The organism is Haloterrigena alkaliphila, from assembly GCF_017352155.2.
GTDB classification, from domain to species: Archaea; Halobacteriota; Halobacteria; order Halobacteriales; family Natrialbaceae; genus Haloterrigena; species Haloterrigena alkaliphila.
Genome location: NZ_CP071462.1, coordinates 3282269 through 3300106, shown reverse-complemented (window position 1 = coordinate 3300106; position 17838 = coordinate 3282269). Strand labels below are relative to the sequence as shown.

19 protein-coding genes and 1 rRNA gene are annotated in these 17838 nt (G+C 65.6%); 10 read left to right on the top strand and 10 right to left on the bottom strand.

The annotated features are described in order from the left end of the window. Position 1: 1 nt before the first annotated feature. Both J0X25_RS34965 and J0X25_RS34960 read right to left on the bottom strand, forming a co-directional pair. Positions 2–1476 (bottom strand): 16S ribosomal RNA (locus J0X25_RS34965). A 713-nt stretch (positions 1477–2189) separates the two neighbouring features. Continuing rightward, positions 2190–2816 carry a metal-dependent hydrolase gene (locus J0X25_RS34960; protein ID WP_207288491.1) on the bottom strand — a complete coding sequence of 209 codons (627 nt, stop codon included), beginning with the start codon at positions 2814–2816 and terminating at the stop codon, positions 2190–2192. Between the two features lie 188 nt (positions 2817–3004). On the opposite strand from J0X25_RS34960, the gene J0X25_RS34955 reads away from it, so the two are divergent. From J0X25_RS34955 to J0X25_RS34940, 4 genes are all read left to right on the top strand, one after another. Further along, positions 3005–3226 (top strand): hypothetical protein, encoded by a 222-nt coding sequence (locus tag J0X25_RS34955; RefSeq protein WP_207288490.1) that lies wholly within the window; start codon positions 3005–3007, stop codon positions 3224–3226. Positions 3227–3280: 54 nt separating this feature from the next. Continuing rightward, entirely contained in the window at positions 3281–4579 is a 1299-nt protein-coding gene (gene hisD, locus J0X25_RS34950; RefSeq protein WP_207288489.1) for a histidinol dehydrogenase, read from the top strand. Between the two features lie 81 nt (positions 4580–4660). Then, the gene (locus tag J0X25_RS34945; protein WP_207288488.1) at positions 4661–4915 is read left to right on the top strand and encodes a hypothetical protein; all 255 of its coding nucleotides are present in this window, start codon (positions 4661–4663) and stop codon (positions 4913–4915) included. A gap of 149 nt (positions 4916–5064) precedes the next feature. After that, the gene (locus tag J0X25_RS34940; RefSeq protein WP_207288487.1) at positions 5065–5439 is read left to right on the top strand and encodes a HesB/IscA family protein; all 375 of its coding nucleotides are present in this window, start codon (positions 5065–5067) and stop codon (positions 5437–5439) included. A gap of 82 nt (positions 5440–5521) precedes the next feature. Here J0X25_RS34940 and J0X25_RS34935 read toward each other — a convergent pair whose 3' ends face one another. From J0X25_RS34935 to J0X25_RS34920, 4 genes are all read right to left on the bottom strand, one after another. Continuing rightward, the gene (locus tag J0X25_RS34935) at positions 5522–5722 is read right to left on the bottom strand and encodes a dodecin (protein ID WP_207288486.1); all 201 of its coding nucleotides are present in this window, start codon (positions 5720–5722) and stop codon (positions 5522–5524) included. Between the two features lie 167 nt (positions 5723–5889). Next, positions 5890–6549 carry a DUF2238 domain-containing protein gene (locus J0X25_RS34930; RefSeq protein ID WP_207288485.1) on the bottom strand — a complete coding sequence of 220 codons (660 nt, stop codon included), beginning with the start codon at positions 6547–6549 and terminating at the stop codon, positions 5890–5892. Then, positions 6542–7159, bottom strand: coding sequence for a hypothetical protein (locus tag J0X25_RS34925; RefSeq protein ID WP_207288484.1), 618 nt, complete (start codon positions 7157–7159; stop codon positions 6542–6544). The genes J0X25_RS34930 and J0X25_RS34925 overlap by 8 nt, the downstream gene beginning before the upstream one ends. Before the next feature lie 74 nt (positions 7160–7233). Further along, a complete protein-coding gene (locus tag J0X25_RS34920; protein ID WP_207288483.1) occupies positions 7234–8223 on the bottom strand; it encodes a metal-dependent hydrolase in 990 nt (329 codons plus the stop codon). A gap of 203 nt (positions 8224–8426) precedes the next feature. Between J0X25_RS34920 and J0X25_RS34915 the strand changes: the two genes are divergently transcribed. Then, positions 8427–9638 carry a pyridoxal-phosphate-dependent aminotransferase family protein gene (locus J0X25_RS34915; RefSeq protein ID WP_207288482.1) on the top strand — a complete coding sequence of 404 codons (1212 nt, stop codon included), beginning with the start codon at positions 8427–8429 and terminating at the stop codon, positions 9636–9638. A 29-nt stretch (positions 9639–9667) separates the two neighbouring features. Here the strand turns inward: J0X25_RS34915 and J0X25_RS34910 are convergent, their stop codons facing one another. Together J0X25_RS34910 and J0X25_RS34905 are read right to left on the bottom strand one after the other, a co-directional pair. Further along, the gene (locus J0X25_RS34910) at positions 9668–9973 is read right to left on the bottom strand and encodes a DUF7116 family protein (RefSeq protein ID WP_207290934.1); all 306 of its coding nucleotides are present in this window, start codon (positions 9971–9973) and stop codon (positions 9668–9670) included. Positions 9974–10231: 258 nt separating this feature from the next. Next, a complete protein-coding gene (locus tag J0X25_RS34905; protein WP_207288481.1) occupies positions 10232–10471 on the bottom strand; it encodes a DUF5816 domain-containing protein in 240 nt (79 codons plus the stop codon). Between the two features lie 144 nt (positions 10472–10615). Between J0X25_RS34905 and J0X25_RS34900 the strand changes: the two genes are divergently transcribed. Further along, positions 10616–11026 (top strand): universal stress protein, encoded by a 411-nt coding sequence (locus J0X25_RS34900; RefSeq protein ID WP_207288480.1) that lies wholly within the window; start codon positions 10616–10618, stop codon positions 11024–11026. A gap of 12 nt (positions 11027–11038) precedes the next feature. On the opposite strand, the gene J0X25_RS34895 is transcribed toward J0X25_RS34900, so the two are convergent. Both J0X25_RS34895 and J0X25_RS34890 read right to left on the bottom strand, forming a co-directional pair. After that, positions 11039–11479, bottom strand: a complete 441-nt coding sequence (locus J0X25_RS34895; protein ID WP_207288479.1) for a universal stress protein — start codon at positions 11477–11479, stop codon at positions 11039–11041. Between the two features lie 141 nt (positions 11480–11620). After that, positions 11621–12661: a mechanosensitive ion channel family protein gene (locus J0X25_RS34890; protein WP_207288478.1), complete on the bottom strand. Its 1041-nt coding sequence runs from the start codon at positions 12659–12661 to the stop codon at positions 11621–11623. A gap of 157 nt (positions 12662–12818) precedes the next feature. Here J0X25_RS34890 and trmB point away from each other — a divergent pair, with 157 nt between their 5' ends. The 4 genes from trmB (at position 12819) to J0X25_RS34870 (ending at position 17836) form a co-directional block, all read left to right on the top strand. After that, on the top strand, positions 12819–13883 hold the full coding sequence (gene trmB, locus J0X25_RS34885; protein WP_207288477.1) for an HTH-type sugar sensing transcriptional regulator TrmB: 1065 nt from the start codon (positions 12819–12821) through the stop codon (positions 13881–13883). A 413-nt stretch (positions 13884–14296) separates the two neighbouring features. After that, positions 14297–15766, top strand: coding sequence for an extracellular solute-binding protein (locus J0X25_RS34880; protein ID WP_207288476.1), 1470 nt, complete (start codon positions 14297–14299; stop codon positions 15764–15766). Further along, a complete protein-coding gene (locus J0X25_RS34875; RefSeq protein WP_207288475.1) occupies positions 15756–16799 on the top strand; it encodes a carbohydrate ABC transporter permease in 1044 nt (347 codons plus the stop codon). The genes J0X25_RS34880 and J0X25_RS34875 overlap by 11 nt, the downstream gene beginning before the upstream one ends. After that, positions 16799–17836, top strand: coding sequence for a carbohydrate ABC transporter permease (locus J0X25_RS34870; RefSeq protein WP_207288474.1), 1038 nt, complete (start codon positions 16799–16801; stop codon positions 17834–17836). The genes J0X25_RS34875 and J0X25_RS34870 overlap by 1 nt, the downstream gene beginning before the upstream one ends. Positions 17837–17838: the final 2 nt, after the last annotated feature.

The window sequence follows — 17838 nt, the reverse complement described above, 5'->3', positions numbered from 1 at the left end:
GTGGAGGTGATCCAGCCGCAGATTCCCCTACGGCTACCTTGTTACGACTTAAGCCCCCTTGCGGAGCCCAGATTCGACCGGCGTTGCGCCGGCCTCATCCGGACCCCACTCGGGTGCTTTGACGGGCGGTGTGTGCAAGGAGCAGGGACGTATTCACCGCGCCCTTCTGAGGCGCGATTACTACCGAATCCAGCTTCATGAGGGCGAGTTTCAGCCCTCAATCCGAACTACGACCGAGTTTCGGAGATTAGCGCCCCCTTTCGGGGTTGCATCCCACTGTCTCGGCCATTGTAGCCCGCGTGTCGCCCAGCACATTCGGGGCATACTGACCTACCGTTGCCCATTCCTTCCTCCAGTTTGGCACTGGCAGTCTCCCTAATGTACCCAACCACCGCAAGGGTGTTGCTGGCAATTAGGGACGTGGGTCTCGCTCGTTGCCTGACTTAACAGGACGCCTCACGGTACGAGCTGACGGCGGCCATGCACCTCCTCTCAGTGACTCCAGTAAGCTCATCACACTGACCTTCACAGTACACTGTCGATGCTGGTGAGATGTCCGGCGTTGAGTCCAATTAAACCGCAGGCTCCTCCGGTTGTAGTGCTCCCCCGCCAATTCCTTTAAGTTTCATCCTTGCGGACGTACTTCCCAGGCGGTCTGCTTCACGGCTTCCCTACGGCACAGCACAGGCTCGTAGCCTGTGCCACACCTAGCAGACATCGTTTACAGCTCGGACTACCCGGGTATCTAATCCGGTTCGTGACCCGAGCTTTCGTCCCTCACCGTCGGATCCGTCTTCCAGAGGCGCTTTCGCCACCGGTGGTCCGTCCAGGATTACGGGATTTCACTCCTACCCCGGACGTACCCCTCTGGTCTTCCGGTCCCAAGCCATCCAGTTTCCACCGGACGCCCGCGCGTTAAGCGCGCGGATTTCCCGATGGACTTGGCTGGCCAGCTACGGACGCTTTAGGCCCAATAATAGCGGTCATCACTCGTGCTGCCGGTATTACCGCGGCGGCTGGCACCGGTCTTGCCCAGCACTTATTCTGCGACCACCTTACGGTCGCGAAAAGCGAGGACTATATGCCCTCGCACTCGGAGTCCCCTTATCGCACTGGCGTGCAGTGTAAAGGTTTCGCGCCTGCTGCGCCCCGTAGGGCCCGGTATCTTGTCTCAGATACCGTCTCCGGGCTCTTGCTCTCACAACCCGTACCGATTATTGGCACGGTGGGCCGTTACCCCACCGTCTACCTAATCGGCCGCAGCCACATCCTATGGCGCCGGAGCGTTTCGAATTCCCGGCAGTTCCAGCCTGGGAATCCTATTCCGAATTAGCCTCAGTTTCCCGAGGTTGTTCGGATCCATAGGGTAGTTTGGCCACGTGTTACTGAGCTATCTGCTACGAGTCTAAACTCGTACAACTAGCATGGCTAAATCGGACTCCAATAGCAATGACCTCCGGCAGGATCAACCGGAATGCTATCTGTTCTCCCCGTGAGGGGAGGGTCTGTTGGCGGTGAATGTTGGTACACACTCACACATGGGTCCACGTTCGGTGACCGTTGATCGCCGACCGATCGGGCGTCACCGAACTACCAAGGCTAACATCAGATTCCATCTGTACGGCGGACCGCAGGGGTGGAATCCTCATCTCCTTCGGACCTATTCGTAAGCCGTCCGGGGTACATAACCCCTTCGGACTGCGAGCGGTCCGAGATGACGGAACGAGTTGAACGTCCCGTCGATCACGCGTTTGTTGCGTTCATATCCCAACACCCTGTTACACTTAAGGGCATCGGATCGTCCCGCCGCCGGAAACCGCATCCGGCGGGGACTTCCGCGCATCTCAACGGAGGTGCCCGCATCATATAAGGGCATCGCACTGCGACGACGACCAACCGAAGCCGGCCGAGCGCAGTGCGAGTTCCCTCGAGAGCCCGAGCCATCGAACCGACGACTCGAGACGAGCGGTGGGATACAGTGCCTGCCTCCGTGCCGGGTGTCGGCCGGAGGGGACGCGGCGGCGTGGGCCGCGTCGTTTGCATTCACTTCGAAATCCCGGCGCGTACATAAGGCCGTCGTCTCGAGCGCCGTCTGCACCGTGTTGATCATCCTCGCGGGACTGTCGTGCACGGGAGAACGTCGCGACGGCTCGGAAGGGGCTGCTCGCCTCGAGCGACCGGTTGAAGCGCTATCGTCGTCGGGGAGAGTCCTCGAACGAACGATCCGCACCGAGCGCTTTCTCGACGAGCCGTTTGCATCCCCGCAGCAGATCCCGGAGGACGGGCGCGCCGTCGTAGAGCCAGAGCAACGCCGCGAAGCCCGTGAGTCCGAGCTGGAGCCAGACGTAGGTCGGGAGATCACCGGCGAGCAGTTCCGACCGGTAGCGGCCGAAATAGTACAGGAAGTTCGCGAGGAAGCCGGTGTTGGCGTCGCCGGCATCGAGGGTCACGATCGGCCAGAGCACGAGTTCGGGGAGGAACACGTCCTCGCGGACGTAGGAGTCGACCACGTCGCCGGGCAAGTGGACGAGATACCCCAGGCTGAAGGCGAGCGCCGATCGCGGCCGGTTCGCGGACCGAGCGACCACGCCGACGACGGTCGAGAGGGTGATGGCGAAGAAGATCGAGTGCCCAACGGCGTAGCCGGCGTCGAAGACGCCGAACTGCCACGCGAGGGGTTTGTCGATGAGGTCCGGCAGGACGGAGGCGAAGACGACGGCGAACGCCTCGAGTCCGCCGGGCGAGTCGCGATACACCGCGTGACAGAGCAACGAGTAGACGAGATAGCCGACGATCGCGTGTTCCCACGGCCACATACGAGGCAGGTGCGGCGACCGGTGGATAGTTATGCGGCACTTGTCTCCCCGAAACGGTCATCGCGGCGACCGGTCGCCGCCGAAGGCGGCGCTCGAGTCGGGCAGTTCGAGCGAGTCGCGGTAGCATGGGCCGGATACGAGCGGCGTGCGATCGACACGATTTAGCGACCGGCGTCGTACGATGGCGTATGGATCGATCGGGGTTCGTCAAACTCTCCGTCGTCGGGATCGGACTCGTGGTACTGAGTTTCTTCGTCCGCGGGTTCAGTCAGCTCCTGTTCGGCCGGGGCGTCGCGGACGTCCTGCAGGCGCCGTTCGCGATCGCCGGGTTCCTGATCATCGTCTACCTGTTCGTCAGGGCGACCCTCGACGCCGTCGGCGTCTGGGCCGTCGAGGACGGGGACGCGTAGCGCCCGCGTGGTCGGAAGGAAACCGTTTTTCGCACACCCCGCGAACGTGCAGCCATGACAGTAGCCGTGCAGGAACTCGCCGACCTCGGTCCGGCCGACCGCGCCGCCTTCTTCGAGCGCGACGCCGGTATCGAGGCGGTCAGAGGAGACGTCCGCGAAATCGTCGAGCAGGTGCGCGAGGAGGGCGACGTCGCCGTCCGCGAGTTCACGAGCGAGTTCGACGACGTCGAGCTCGGGAACATCGAGATCACGGACGCGTGCGAGCGCGCGTACGAGAACATCGAAGATGACCTGCGCGAGGCGATCGAGACGGCCGCGGCCAACGTCCGGGAGTTCCACGAGGCGCAACGCCCCGAGGACTGGCGCGAGGAGTTCGGGCCCGGCCGAGAACTCGGCCGCCGATTCCGCCCGATCGAGCGGGTCGGCGCCTACGTTCCGGGCGGGTCTGCGGCCTACCCCTCGAGTGCGATCATGACCGTCGTTCCGGCGGTCGTCGCGGGCGTCGACCACGTCGCGGTCGTCACGCCGCCGGCCGACGAGCTGAATCCCGCGACGCTGGCGGCGATCCACGTCGCGGGCGCGGACGCGGTCTACAGCGTCGGCGGCGCGCAGGCGATCGCGGGCCTGGCCTACGGCACCGAGACGATCACGCGGGTCCAGAAGATCGTCGGTCCCGGAAACAGGTGGGTCACGGCCGCGAAAGCCGAAGTTCGAGGTGACGTCGAGATCGACTTCCTCGCGGGACCCAGCGAGGTGGTCGTCGTGGCCGACGAGACCGCCGATCCGGACCTCGTCGCGGCGGAACTGGTCGCCCAGGCCGAGCACGATCCGAACGCGTCGGTCGTCGCCGTCACGGCCGACGCGGGGACCGCGGACGCCGTCGCCGCGGCCGTCGACGAGCAGGCTCACGCGCGCGAGCGCGAAGACGTGATCCGAGAAGCGCTCGAGAACGACGCCAGCGGCGTCCTCCTGGCGCGGTCGATGAGCGAGGCGATCCTCTTCACCGAGGAGTACGCGCCCGAACACCTCTCGATCGTCACCGACGACGAAGACGCGGTGCTCGAGCGCATCGACAGCGCGGGCAGCGTCTTCCTGGGTCCGAACACGCCCGTCGCCGCGGGCGACTACGCCAGCGGGACGAACCACGTGCTGCCGACCAACGGCGGCGCGCGCCTGACCGGAGGGCTCTCCGTCGAAACGTTCCTCCGGTCGACCACGGTCCAGCGCCTCTCCGCCGAAGGGCTCTCGGACCTCGGGGAGACGATTACCACGCTCGCCGACGCCGAAGGCCTCGAGGCCCACGCGGCGAGCGTCCGCCGACGGCTCGAGGACGGGGTGGACGACGAGACGTAATCGAGGCTTACGTCGACCGCGCGGCGAATCGTGTGTACCAACCGAGTTTTTACGGTGCTGGGGACTAGAGTTTGAGGTAGGATGCCACGGCGTGAGTGCAACCGTGAGCGCGATCGCGAGTCGGTAGTCGATCCGACCGACAGGTGCGTGCTCGAGCGAAACTACGATTACGCACAGAAGAACGTCCGACTCCTCTCGATGTGGTACGAGTGCGAGCCGAAACGGATGCTCGAGTTGCTGGCCAAATACGACATCGAACTGTCGCGAAACGACGAACGGCAGTTCGGCACGTACTATCGATCGGTACAGCAGCACGCGAACAGCTTCGGCGAATAGCTGCCGCGGACTGTCGGGCGGGGCGCGGGCCGATCGCGTTCGGATCGATCGTCGAACGACCAGCGACAGCGCCCGCTCCGACGACCGGCGAGCGAGCGGACGGGATCGGTGGCGTCACAGTTAACACCGTCGCGCCGGAAGATGTACGCATGAGCACGGACAGTGTGGATAGCGGGGACGCGCAGACCCAACCCGAAATCGAAGTGACCGAAGAGGCGGCCGAGCAGGCGCTGTCCCTGCTCGAGAGCGAAGGGCTCGACGACGACGTCGCCGGACTTCGGCTCTTCGTCCAGCAGGGCGGCTGTGCGGGGCTGTCCTACGGGATGCGGTTCGACGACGCACCGGACGAGGACGACACGATCTACGAACACCACGACCTCCGGGTGTTCGTCGATCCGGCCAGCCTGAAGTACATCGAGGGAAGCGTTCTGGACTACGAGAGCGGCCTGCAGGCGGAAGGGTTCCACGTGGACAACCCCAACGTCGTCAGCGAGTGCGGGTGTGGCGAATCGTTCCGGACGTAAGGCCCGTCGACCGTCCCACGCCGTCCGCTGCTTTTTCTGCCGATCACAAGCGTGAAAAGCGGTGAGCGGGCTCGATCCGAGCCTACTCCTCGAGTTCGAACGCGACGGTGACCTCGGCCTGATACTGGCGCCCCTCGACGCCGGCCAGTTCGACGCCGAACTCGTCGACTTCGATCCAGTAGACGTTCTGGAGGGTGTCCTCCGCGCGGTCGATGGCGTCGTCCGCGGCGTCGTCGAAACTCTCCGTGCTCGTGCCGATCAGCGTGATCTTCTTGAAGACCATTGCCCGTGGGCGTACACCGTTGTTCGCCTTCAATATATGGCTAGTGATGGCAAATAACACGGAATGTGATACGACGAGAACGCGAGCGACGGAACGTCGAAGACGAGGTCCGTGGAGACGGGCGCTACTCGAGCGGGAAGGGAGACACCGCCACCGTCTCGCAGCGCTCAATCGGCCCGCGCCTCGAAGCGGTCGCGGATCGCACCGGAGACGCCCGTGAGGTACGCGCCGCCCCACAGCGCGACGATGAGGCCGCCGATGGAGTTGAATACGAAGTCGAGCATCGTGTCGGCGAGCCCGTACTGCGTGAGGACGGGGTTCATGCCGAGCGCGTCGGCCGCGAGTGCGATAGCGAACTCGAGGACCTCCCAGAGGACGCCGAAGGCGAGGACGAAAAGCAGGATAAACACCGCGACGAACCGACGCGGGAAGTAGATACCGTCGGCGTGCTCGTGGAGCGCGCGGACGGTGGCGTAGCCGACGCCGGCGACCAGCGAGGCCGACAGCGCGTGAGTCATGTGATCCCACCACCAGACCTGGCTGTAGAGGGTAACGGTGGCGCCCGGCAGCCCGACGGTCCCGAAGGCGTGGAGGAAGACGGCCGTGGTGATCCAGAGCGTCAGCCGCGGGTCCATCGGGATCTCGTAGTCGCGCTCGAGCAGCGGCGGGAGCTGGGTCACGAGCAGTGCGACGCCGGTGTTGATCACGATCCCGCCGTTCCCGCGCTCGATGCCGACGAACAGCATCCCGATCAGCCCGATCTCCATGAGGTGCGTGAGCTGGCGCTGGCGGTGCTGGGACGGGAGCCGGCTCGCGAGGTTACGCATCGTCGACCTCCGGGACCGGCTGGGCCCCACCGGGAAGACGCCGTTCGGGGCGGACGAACCGTCTGAAGTACAGTTCGAAGACGACGCCGGCGCCGAGCCCGGCGACGGTCGAGTAGACGAACTCCCACATCACCGCGTCGTGGTCGGCGGTAAACGGGACGCCCAGCGTCTGGGCGGCGCTCCACCTGAGCAGCGCCCACAGCCCCGCCGCGGCCATCGTCGTGACGGCGACGAAGACGACGGCGAAACCGGGCGTCATCCGAACGGTGGTAAACGACTGGAGTTCGACGGCGATCACGAGCGCGACGGCCGCGACCGAGAGGTACGACGCGAAGTGGCCGGTCAGCCGGTCGGCACCGACGGCCATTCCGAGGACCGGGAGCGCCGCGAGCAGGAGGACCTCCCACGGGAGCATGGCCAGCGACGAGCGAAACGCAATCGGAGGGAGTACAGCCAGGGCGATGAGCGCCGCCGCGAACGTCGCCCACAGAAACCCGCCCGTCACGAGCTCGGCGACGCCGATGGCCGCGATCGCGACGACTAACACCCACGCGATCGCCGCGTTCGTCCGGCCGTCGGCGATCAGTCCTTCGAGTTGAGCCTGAGACACAGTGTTCCGTATCGACTGATCTCATAAAAGCGTATGTTGTCCGTGGTTGAGATGTCGGTCCGAGGACCGGTCGGTCACGGGGCGATGGCAACCAGATAGACCGCGCCGAAGGCGGCCAGTGCGACGGTCACGGCCGCCAGCGCGGTCACGCCGACCTCCAGCAGCGTCTCGAGTTCGGGTCGGTCGCGACGGCTCACGGAGGCGGCGGTAGCGGTCGGCGTCTCCCGGATCGCGCCACAGATGATCCCGACGGCGAGGATGGAGAAGACGAAGTGATAGGAGACCGCCAGCGTCGGCGGCGTCACCGCGAGCGCGGCGACGCCGTAGGCCGCCCCGACGCCGGCCCGCCGATCGACGGCCGCGAGGATCGATCGGTCGGTGAGCCGACAGACGACCGCGAGCGCGAACCAGATCGTCGCGAGTTCGATCGCGAACGCGCCGAGCAGGTGCAGCGTCGGGTCGGCGTGGAGGACGACCCGCGACTCGAGGACGGGGGAGCCGAAGGGGAAGAACCAGTCGGGCGGCGACCCGGTCACGAGGTCGCCCCACGGGTGCGACCAGAGCCCCCAGAGCGCGGCGACGGCGACCGCTGCCGGCGACAGCGTCGAGCGGTGAGCGATCGCGCGAGCGACGACCCAGCCGCTGACGGCGAACAGCCCCGTGACGAGCGCGCCGACGGGACCGTCCCAGACGAGCGCGATCGCGACGAGCGCAGCGAGGACGGCGATCCCGACCGACCGGGCGAGCCGGGGACGACGGGAAGAGCCGCGGACGGCGAGCAGGCCGAACGCCGGCGCGGCGACCGCGGCGACGACCAGCGAGTGCGTGACCGAGCGGTGGACGCCGCGGCTCGCGTCCCAGAAGGCGGCCGAGGCGCCGAGTGCGCCGTCGCCGAGTTGCCACTCGAGGAGACCGACGAGGGCGTAGGCGACGTCGATGTCGGGGATGGCGGCGAACGCGCCGGCCACGCTCCCGACGAAGAGGGCTCGACGAGGCTCCCAGCCTCTCCAGTCGGCGACGAGCGCCGCGACGGCGAACGCGAGGAGCGCGTGACCGACGAACACGATGTATCGGCTATGCGGTGAGTTGGCTTAAACGACTCGCAGCCACGACGCACGGTTGCATTCCCCATATCGGACGACGCCGCGTCGACCGGAGATCACATTCGGAACCGATACTCGGAGCGCGAGAGTTGATTCGGGCGGCCGAAGGCTTGTAATTCGCCGATGTCGGTACCTCTTTGCGGATGGCACGTGCACACACGCCCATGGCCGAGGAACTGTCGAAGGAGACGGATCGAGCGCCGTCCGTCGGCGAACTCACACCGCCGGATCGAACGCTGATGGGACCGGGTCCGAGCGACGTCCACCCGCGCGTGCTCCGGGCGATGACGACGCCGCTGGTGGGCCACCTCGACCCGTCGTTCGTCGAGATCATGGACGAGGTGCAGGAACTCCTGCGCTACACCTTCCGGACGGACAACCAGTGGACGATCCCGGTCTCGGGAACCGGCTCGGCGGCGATGGAGGCCGCGATCGGAAACGTCGTCGAACCGGGCGACACCATGCTCGTCCCGACGAACGGCTACTTCGGCGGTCGAATGGCCTCGATGGCCGAGCGCGCGGGCGGCGAGGTCGTCGAGGTCGACGCACCGTGGGGCGAACCGCTCGATCCCGACGACGTCGCCGACGCGTTGGCCGACCACGACCCCGACGTCTTCGGCTTCGTCCACGCCGAGACCAGCACTGGCGTACTCCAGCCCGACGTCCCCGAACTCACCGCGGCGGCCCACGACCACGACGCGCTGGTCATCGCCGATACCGTCACCTCGCTGGGCGGCGTCGAACTGCGCGTCGACGAGTGGGACATCGACGTCGCCTACTCCGGGCCCCAGAAGTGTCTCTCCTGTCCGCCGGGCGCGAGTCCCCTCACGCTCTCGGACGAGGCGATGGACAAAGTTCTCGCGCGCGAGGAAGAGCCGCGGTCGTGGTATCTGGACCTCTCCTTGCTCGAGGGCTACTGGGGCGACGAACGCGCCTACCACCACACGGCGCCGATCACGAACGTCTACGCGCTCCGGGAGGCGCTGCGACTGGTTGCCGAGGAAGGCATCGAGGAGCGCTGGGCCCGCCACGAACGCCTCGCGGGGGCGCTGAAAGCCGGCGTCGAGGCGATGGGCCTCGAGATGAACGCGCCCGACGAGTACTGGCTGCCCAGCTTAAACGCCGTCCGCGTCCCCGACGGAATCGACGACGGCGCGGTCTGCGACGAACTGATCGAGCGCTACGACCTCGAGGTCGCCAGCGGACTCGGCGATCTGGAGGGGGAGATCTTCCGGATCGGCTGTATGGGCCACTCGGCGCGGCCGGAGAACGTCATCTACGTCGTGACGGCGCTGGGCGACGTCCTCGAGTCGATGGGCGCGGCCGTCGATCCCGGTGCCGGCGTCTCGGCGACGCGGAACGCGCTCGAAGAATAGCGGAGTCGGCTCGGTTTTTCGGTGCGGTACTAGGCGGATACTCGTGGTCCTGGCGGGGCGCGTTCGACCTGATACTCCTCCCCGTCGACGACGATGATCGCCCACTCGTAGTCCGGATCGACGCTCAGGAGCTTGTTCTCGAGGTCGTCGGCGTCCTCGGGTTGGGCGACGAAGCAGTGGAACTGTCCAGACTCGGACGGTAACTCGCCCGTCTCGAGGACGGTACTGACGTGGACGACTTTCCACTCGCGTTCGGCGCGGAACTCGGGGCCGTTTCCTTCGACGGTGTACCCAAGCTCTGCGAAGATCGACCTGGCCTGCTCGACGAGTCGCATGTTAACAGGACCCATTCGATACGTAGGTTCGGGGGCATCGACCATAAATGTTGGCACCCAACAAGAAGGAGCCGCGCCTTCCCAAAAGGTTGGAATTGTACCGGGATAACAGGTTATATATCTGGACTGTATGGCTGAATTAGTGGTCGGCCACCGCCTGTTCGTAGGAATACACGTCGAGTCGGTGACCCACGCGGGATCGTCCGTCACGGGGACGGCCGCGAGTTCGGTCGGTCGCGAGTCGGTACCGGCAGCGTGTCACTCGTGGGCGGCGTCCCACTCCGTCGGCTTCCGAAAGTTGCCACAGCGGTTGCACTTGATGCGGCCCATCGAGTCCATCGCGTTGTCGAAGCTGTCGCAGTTCGCACAGAACCAGCCGTATCGCCGCTCGGCGTCGCGAGACTCGTAGGCGACGAGAAACGGTCCCTTCGAGCCGCGGTCCCCGTCGGTCTCGGACACGTAGACGGTCGTGCCGTCGTCAGTCGACCGTGATTGCATACCTCCGGATAGCGTCGCTCGCGGTAAATGACTGTCTGTCCGTCCGTCCGATCACCGGCCGTCCGACGATCCCGTGGCACACGTTCACAGCCGTGACTGTCCTAACTGAAAGGTTTACCCGGGCGGGAATCGTTCGTGCGAATAATGTCGCTGGTCGTGGTCCCCGTTCGGTATCCGCTGACGAAACACTCGAAGCGAACACTCGAGCGGGCAATCGAAATCGCTCGCGAACGGGAAGCCGCGTTGACGGTCCTGCACGTCGATCTCTACCAGAACGGGCGGAAAGTAACCCGGGTCGACCTGAAAACCGCCACCGAGAAGGCGTTCGGACGGCTCGAGAACGCCCGCTACGTGGTTCGAACGGGGTTTCTGGTCGAAGAGAGCATCCTCGACGAGGTGGCGGCCGAGGGTGCCGACGCCGTCGTCATCGGGACCCAGCAGGCGAGTCGCCTGCGACGGATCTTCCGACGGTTTACCGACAATCCGAACATCGATCAGTACCTGCGGACCCACCTCGACTGCGAGGTCATCACGGTCGAAAGCGCCCACGCCTGAGTCGCCGTTTTCTCACTCCGCGCCCGCGTCGCGCACGACGAACACCGGAATCGACGCGTTGTCGACGACCCGCTCCGAGACGCTGCCCAGCGAGGCGACCTTCTCCCGGGGGCTCTTCCCGCGAGTCCCGATGACGATCAGGTCGATCCCGCGCTCGTCGGCGTACTCGAGGATCGCCTTCGACGGGGTCCCCTTCCGGACCTCGCCGACCGTCTCCAGCCCGCGGTCGGCCGCCGCGTCTTCGACGTCGGCGACGGCATCGCGACCCTCCGCCTCGAGCGACCGCTCGAGTTCGGGTCCCGTCTCGTCGGTGGCCGCGGCGGTGACCCGGCTGTCGACTACGTACAGCGCGTGGACCGTCGCGGCGTCGCGCTCGGCGATCGGCAGCCCGTGAGTCAGCGTCTCCGAAATCGTCTCGCTCCCGTCGGTCGGAATGAGGATGTCGTCGTACATCTGTCGACTACCCCCGACTTCGCGGGGAAAGCGGATAAAGGACGGCCCCCGTTTCGGGTCGGTGGGAGACGATGACTCGAGTCACGGTGAGTGGTCGACGCATCGAAGCAGCGACCGCGAGAATCGAACCAAGCCCCAGCGTCACCGATCGCCCGACTCGCCGGCCTCGGTTCCGTCCTCGGCGTCCGGGCGGGTGCCCGGTTCGACGGGCGAATCGGCGGTCGGTCGCCGGGCGTCGCCGTCGTCGACGGCCACTCGTGCGACGCCGCTGGTCTCGTCGAAGACGTGGTGGCGTCGCGGGTAGGCGAACTCGACGTCGATATCCGCGTATCGCTCGCGGAGCGCAGTCTGCACCTCCGAGCGGGCGATGTTCAGCTTGTAGGGGTGTTTGACCCAGAAGAAGAGCTCGAGTGCGATCCCGTGATCTCCGTACTCGGCGATATTACAGAGCGGCGCCGCGCCGTACCGCGCGCTGCCGATCCGAATGTCCGGCCCGCCGGAGATGACTATATCGACGCTGCGCGCGGCCCGCTCTGCCTGGCGTCGCGCGGCCTTGAGGTCGCTGCCGTAGGTGATGTCGAATCCGAGCGAGATCCGGGTTCGCTCGTCTTCGGCGGAGAAGTTGATCACGTCACGTTCCTGAATGGCGGAGTTCGGGATCACGATGAACGTGTTCTGGAGGGTGAAGATCTTGGTGTACCGAATGGTGATGTCCTCGACGAACCCGCGGTGGCCTTGGTCGGGGACCTCTATCATGTCGCCGATCTCGTAGGGCCGATCGGCGAGCACGAAGAAGCCGTTGATCAGGCTCCCGACCAGCGGTGCGAGGACGACTGCGACGACCGCCGAGATGACGGTCACCGAGAGGAGGATCTGCGTGTCGCCGACGCCGAGAATGCCCGCGGCGACGAACAGGGAGAGCAACAGCACCGAGAGTCTGACGGCCCGAAGGACGGTCCTGGTGACGCTGGGTCGTTCGATCCGGCGGGCGACGGTTCGTCCGGCGATCCGAACGACGTACTTCGAGAGGTACCAGCCGACGACGACCACGAAGAGCGCGAGGACGATGTCGACGGTGGTCTGGGAGACGTCGAACGGTAGCACGCCTCGGATCCCTTCGGCCGCTTCACTGGCCTCACTCTGGTTGGCCTCGTTCTCGTTGGCCTGCAACACCCCGCGCATGGCAACACACTCTGGCTCACTGTGGTTAAGCGTTCTGACTGTCAGGCTCGCGTTGATTCGTGGTAACTCGGCGCGGGGGTCGAACAACCCGATTTCGAAAACAGGTGCTACTCGGTGTATAATAAATCACTTATCCGTCGGGAGCGTACGGTCTCGTATGGCACCAGACGAACTCCGTTCGACCGTCGAGCAGGTCGGCGAGCGGTTCAATCTCGGCGAGTACGAGATCGACGCCTACTTGACCGTCCTCGAGCAGGGGCAACTCACCGCCAGCGAAATCGCCGACCGAACCGACATTCCACAGCCGCGAGTCTACGACACCGTCCGTAGCCTCAGCGACCGCGGACTGGTCGAACTCCGGGAGTCGCGCCCGATGAAAGTCGTCGCGATCGATCCCGGGGAGGCCTTCGAGAACGTCCAGAACTCCCTCGAGAGCATGATCGACGAGCTCGAGGCCCGCTACACCGCCCCCGCCCGGGACACGGAAGCCGTCTCGCTGGTCAAGTCCCGGTCGACGATTCTGCGATACCTCGAGGAGGTCATCGACGCCGCGGAGTACGAACTCTCCCTGTCGCTGACACCGGACCTGCTGACTCGCTTCGAGGAGGAACTGAAGGCGACCGTCGACGCCGGCGTCAGCGTCGACCTGATCGTGACGCCGGCCAGCGAGGCGCCCGACCCGGCCGAGTTCGACTACCTCGCGGTCGCCACGACCGCCCGCGCGCGACGCGGAATCACGACGCCGGTCGTCGCCGTCGCCGACGGCAACTACTCGATCTACGCGACCCAGGACGCGCTACGCGACGATCAGGACCGCTACGGCGTCATCTTCAACCGCTCGGCGCTGGGCTTTCTGGTCTCGGGCTTCTTCGGCACCGTCCTCTGGACGACCGCCGAACGAACCCTCGGCGAGGACGGCACCGCCCGGACCTACCCCCGCAAGTACGCGTCGATCCGCCGTTGTGTCAAGGACGTGATGGAGGAAGGCGGCGAGTTCTACGCGACCATCGAGGGCCGGGACGTCGAGGTCGGCGGTCCGCGCGTCGTCCGCGGGCGCATTCTCGACGTCTCCTTCGAGGTCAGCGAGGAGGTCGCCAGCCTCACCATCGAGACGGAGTCGGGCGAGCAGCTCTCGATCGGTGGTCGCGTCGCCGCCCTCGAGGACGTCGAAGCCCACGAGATCCATATCGGCCGCAACGAACCGCCGGCGCTCGAGGACTGAGCGGGCGGCGGCGTCCGACGGGTCCCGTCGCCGTCGCATCGTCTCCGATCCCGTCGCATCGTCTCCGATCCCGTCGTCATCGCGACTCGACTCACGGACCCGGTCGCGTCCGTCAGTAACGCTCCCGAACACGTCCCGGGACGCACCCGAACCCGACGTCGGTCCGAGTCGATACCTGTTCCGATTGATGTCAGTCCGCTGGAATATCGCTCATCGGCCGGCACCTGCCGACCCCGATCGACAATGGCCGATTGCCCGAAATCTCGTTCCGGAAGTGACCCGCTTTTCGTCTCGCCGCTAATCTGCGATCACAGACAAAGAAGCCGTAATGACGCCGCTATTGTGACTGTCACACCGTAGTACATCATTTATTGCCAACATCTAAGTCCTATAGTGTGGACGACCCACTGGTCATGGGACGCGATACCGCCGGTCGAAACGACCGGTCTCGCCTCGGGCGACGGTCGTTCCTGAAGACCGCGTCAGCGTCGGCCGCAGTGGGGACGGTGGCCGTCGCCGGCTGTCTCGGCCGGGGTCGGACGCCGGGGACAGTGGTACTGACGGCAGATTCGGGTGTCGAAGGAATCATACACAGCGACGGTGACGGGCCCTCGGTCCAGCAGGCGCTCTGGGACGCCGGCCTCGACGAGGATATCCGCCTCGAAATTCAGACCGTCGTCAGCGACTCCGCATCGCGGATGCAGACGGCGCAAGCGGCGCTCGAGGCGGGTCGCGCCCCGCCGGACATTCACATGATGGACAGCGGCTGGACGGTCCCGTTCGTCCTGCGCAATCAGACGGTCAACCTGACCGAAGAACTCTCCGAGGAGACGGTCTCGTTCGTCGACGAGAACTACCTCGACGCGATCCTCGAGACGGCTCGCCATCCCGAGTCCGGAGACCTCCACGGACTGCCGCTGTTTCCGGACCTCGGGTTTACCCTCTACAGACAGGACCTGATCGAGGACGCCGGCTACGACACCAGTAGCTGGGCGACCGATCCGCCTCGGTGGGAGGAGTTCGCGAACGCGGTCCGCGACGCGAGGGACCAGGCCGGACTCGACTACGGGTACACGACGCAGGCGGCCGCCTACGAGGGGCTCTCCTGCTGTACGTTCAACGAGGTGATGACGAGCTGGGGCGGGGCGTACTTCGGCGGCGTGGACAACCTCTTCACCGCCGGCGACCGGCCGATCACCGTCGACGAACAGCCGGTCATCGACGCGATTCGGATGATGCGCTCGTTCATCGAGGGAGAGAACCAGAACACCCTCGACGGCTACGCTCAGATTTCTCCGTCGGCGATCGTCCAGTGGACCGAACAGGAGTCGCTCAGCCCGTTCGATGCCGGCAACGCCGTCTCGAACCGGAACTGGTCGTTCGCGATCTCCCAGACCGGCGCGGAGGAGGCCTTCGGTGAGGACCTCGGCGTCACGACGAGTCCGGTCGGGGTCCCCGAAGCGGAGGCCGAGTACGACGGCACCGGCGGTACCGCCGCGGCACTCGGCGGCTGGAACCTGGTCGTGAGCCCGTTCTCGGACCGCAAGGAGGAAGCGCTGCAGGTCCTCGAGGCGTTCGCCAGCGAAGAGGTGATGCTCACGATCTTCGAACTCGGGGGATACCTCCCGCCGAATCTCGATCTGGTCGCGGAGGCCAGCCCGGACGACGTCGGCCCGGTCGCCCGCTACGGCGACGTCGTGCAGGCGGCCAGCGACAACGCGATTCCGCGGCCGGCCACCGACATCTGGCCCGCTGAGTCGCCGCTGATCTACCAATCGGTCAACGCGGCGTACCGCGGTGCGAGTTCGCCCACGGCGGCGATGAACGACCTCGCCGAAGAACTCCAGCAGAGCGAATCGGAGGTACCAACGAATGGCAACTGATACCGATACGGACGTACTGACCGGCGACGAATCCGGACGGAGTCAGGATCGAGAACGCAGCGGCAATGCCGTCGTCAACTGGATGGAGGGCCTGAGCGAGGCGGCCTACGCGTACCTGTTGTTGCTGCCGGCGTTCGCGTTGTTGACGCTCGTCGCGTTCTATCCGATGATTCAGACGTTCATCATGTCGCTCCGGGCCGATCAGACGCGGGGTATGGACCCGCTCGGCGGGTTCGTCGGCATCGAGAACTACGTCGACATCCTCACCGGGAACGCGCAGCTGGCTCGACAGTTCCTCGACGTCGGGCTGACCGGTTCGTTCCCCTTCATCGAACTCGGGACGCCGTTCTTCCAGCAGGCGCTGTTCGTCACGCTCGCGTTCGCGATCATCAGCGTCGTTATGGAGACGCTGATCGGGTTCGGACAGGCATACGTGCTCGATCAGGACTTCCGCGGCCGGCGCTGGGTCCGCGTCGCGATCATCCTCCCGTGGGCGGTCCCGATCGTCATCCAGGGGATGATCTTCTTCCTGATGTTCCAGCCGACGGTCGGATTCGGCTCCGATCTCATGCAGAGCCTCGGCATCTTCAGCGGAACGCCGCTGGCCAACAGCCGGGACGCGTTCATCATCATCCTCGTTGCCGACATCTGGAAGTCCTCGGCGTTCATGGCCCTGCTGATCCTCGCGGGGCTCCAGAGCGTCGACCGGAGCCTGTACGACGTCGCCCGCGTGGCCGGGGCCTCGCCGTGGCAGCGGTTCAAACTGATCACGCTGCCGCTGGTGATGCCGGCGCTGCTGGTCGCGATGCTGTTCCGAACCATGGACGCGATGCGCGTCTTCGGGCTGATCGAGTCGACCGCCGGCTGTACGACCGTGCCCTCGCTGACCTGCCTCGTCGTCGAGGCGATGTTCGGCGGGACGCGAATCTACGCGACGGCCGCCGCCGTCGCCTTCTCGACGGCGCTGGTCATCGGCCTGATCATCGGCGGCTACGTCGTGCTCTTCCGCGACACCGAAGGAGGGATGTACTGATGTCCGATCCGAACGACCCCACCGATCCGAACGACCCCAGCGGTACCGACGACGGTGACCGACCGAGAGACCCGACGCTCCGCCGTCCCGACGGGGGCAGGGACGTCCTCAAGGAGGGCCGCGACGCGGAACTCGACCGCGGCCCGCTCCAGCAGTGGGCCGCCGACTCCATCGAGAACCCCGAACGAGTCTACCGGGCGCTGTTCTACGTCGCGGCGATCTTCTTCCTCTTTACGACGCTGTTCCCGTTCTACTGGCTGCTCATGGTCGCGCTGACGCCGGAAGGCCAGCTTCAAGACATCGTCTTCACGCCGAACGGGTTCAACCCCGGCGCCTTCATCGAGGTCTTCGAGGTCATCCCGTTCCACGTCTACATGTTCAACAGCTTCGTGATCGCGCTGGCCTCGACGGTCGTCGTCCTCGTCGTCGCCAGCCTCGCGGGGTACGCCTTCGGTCGCCTCGAGTTCCCCGGCCGGACGCCGCTCATGCTGCTGGTGTTAGTGATTTCGTTCTTCCCGCCGGCGGCCTTCTTCATCCCGCTGAACGACCTCTTCAACACCTCGTTCTTCTTCCTCGAGCCGATCACCGGCGACGGAACCCTCTACAACACGCCCTTCGCGCTGGTGACGCCGCTGTCGGCGATCTTCATGCCGCTCGCGATATTCATCCTCACGACCTTCTACGGGCAGATTCCCGACGGGCTCGAGGACGCCGCCCGCGTCGAGGGGACGACTCGACTGGGCGCGCTGTTCCGGGTCATCATCCCGCTGTCGGCACCCGGCGTCGCGACGGCGGGCGTGCTGACGTTCATCGCAACCTACAACGAGTTCTTCTTCTCGTTCCTGATGACCGACGGCCAGCCCCAGAACTGGGCGCCGATCCTCGACGGGATCCTCGCCTATCAGGGCCAGTACGAGGTGCTTTACCATCTGATGGCCGCCGCGAGTATCATCGGAGTAATTCCCGTCGCGATACTCGTGGTCATCGCACAGGAGAAGATCGTCAGCGGACTCACCGCAGGAGCACTCAAGGAGTAACA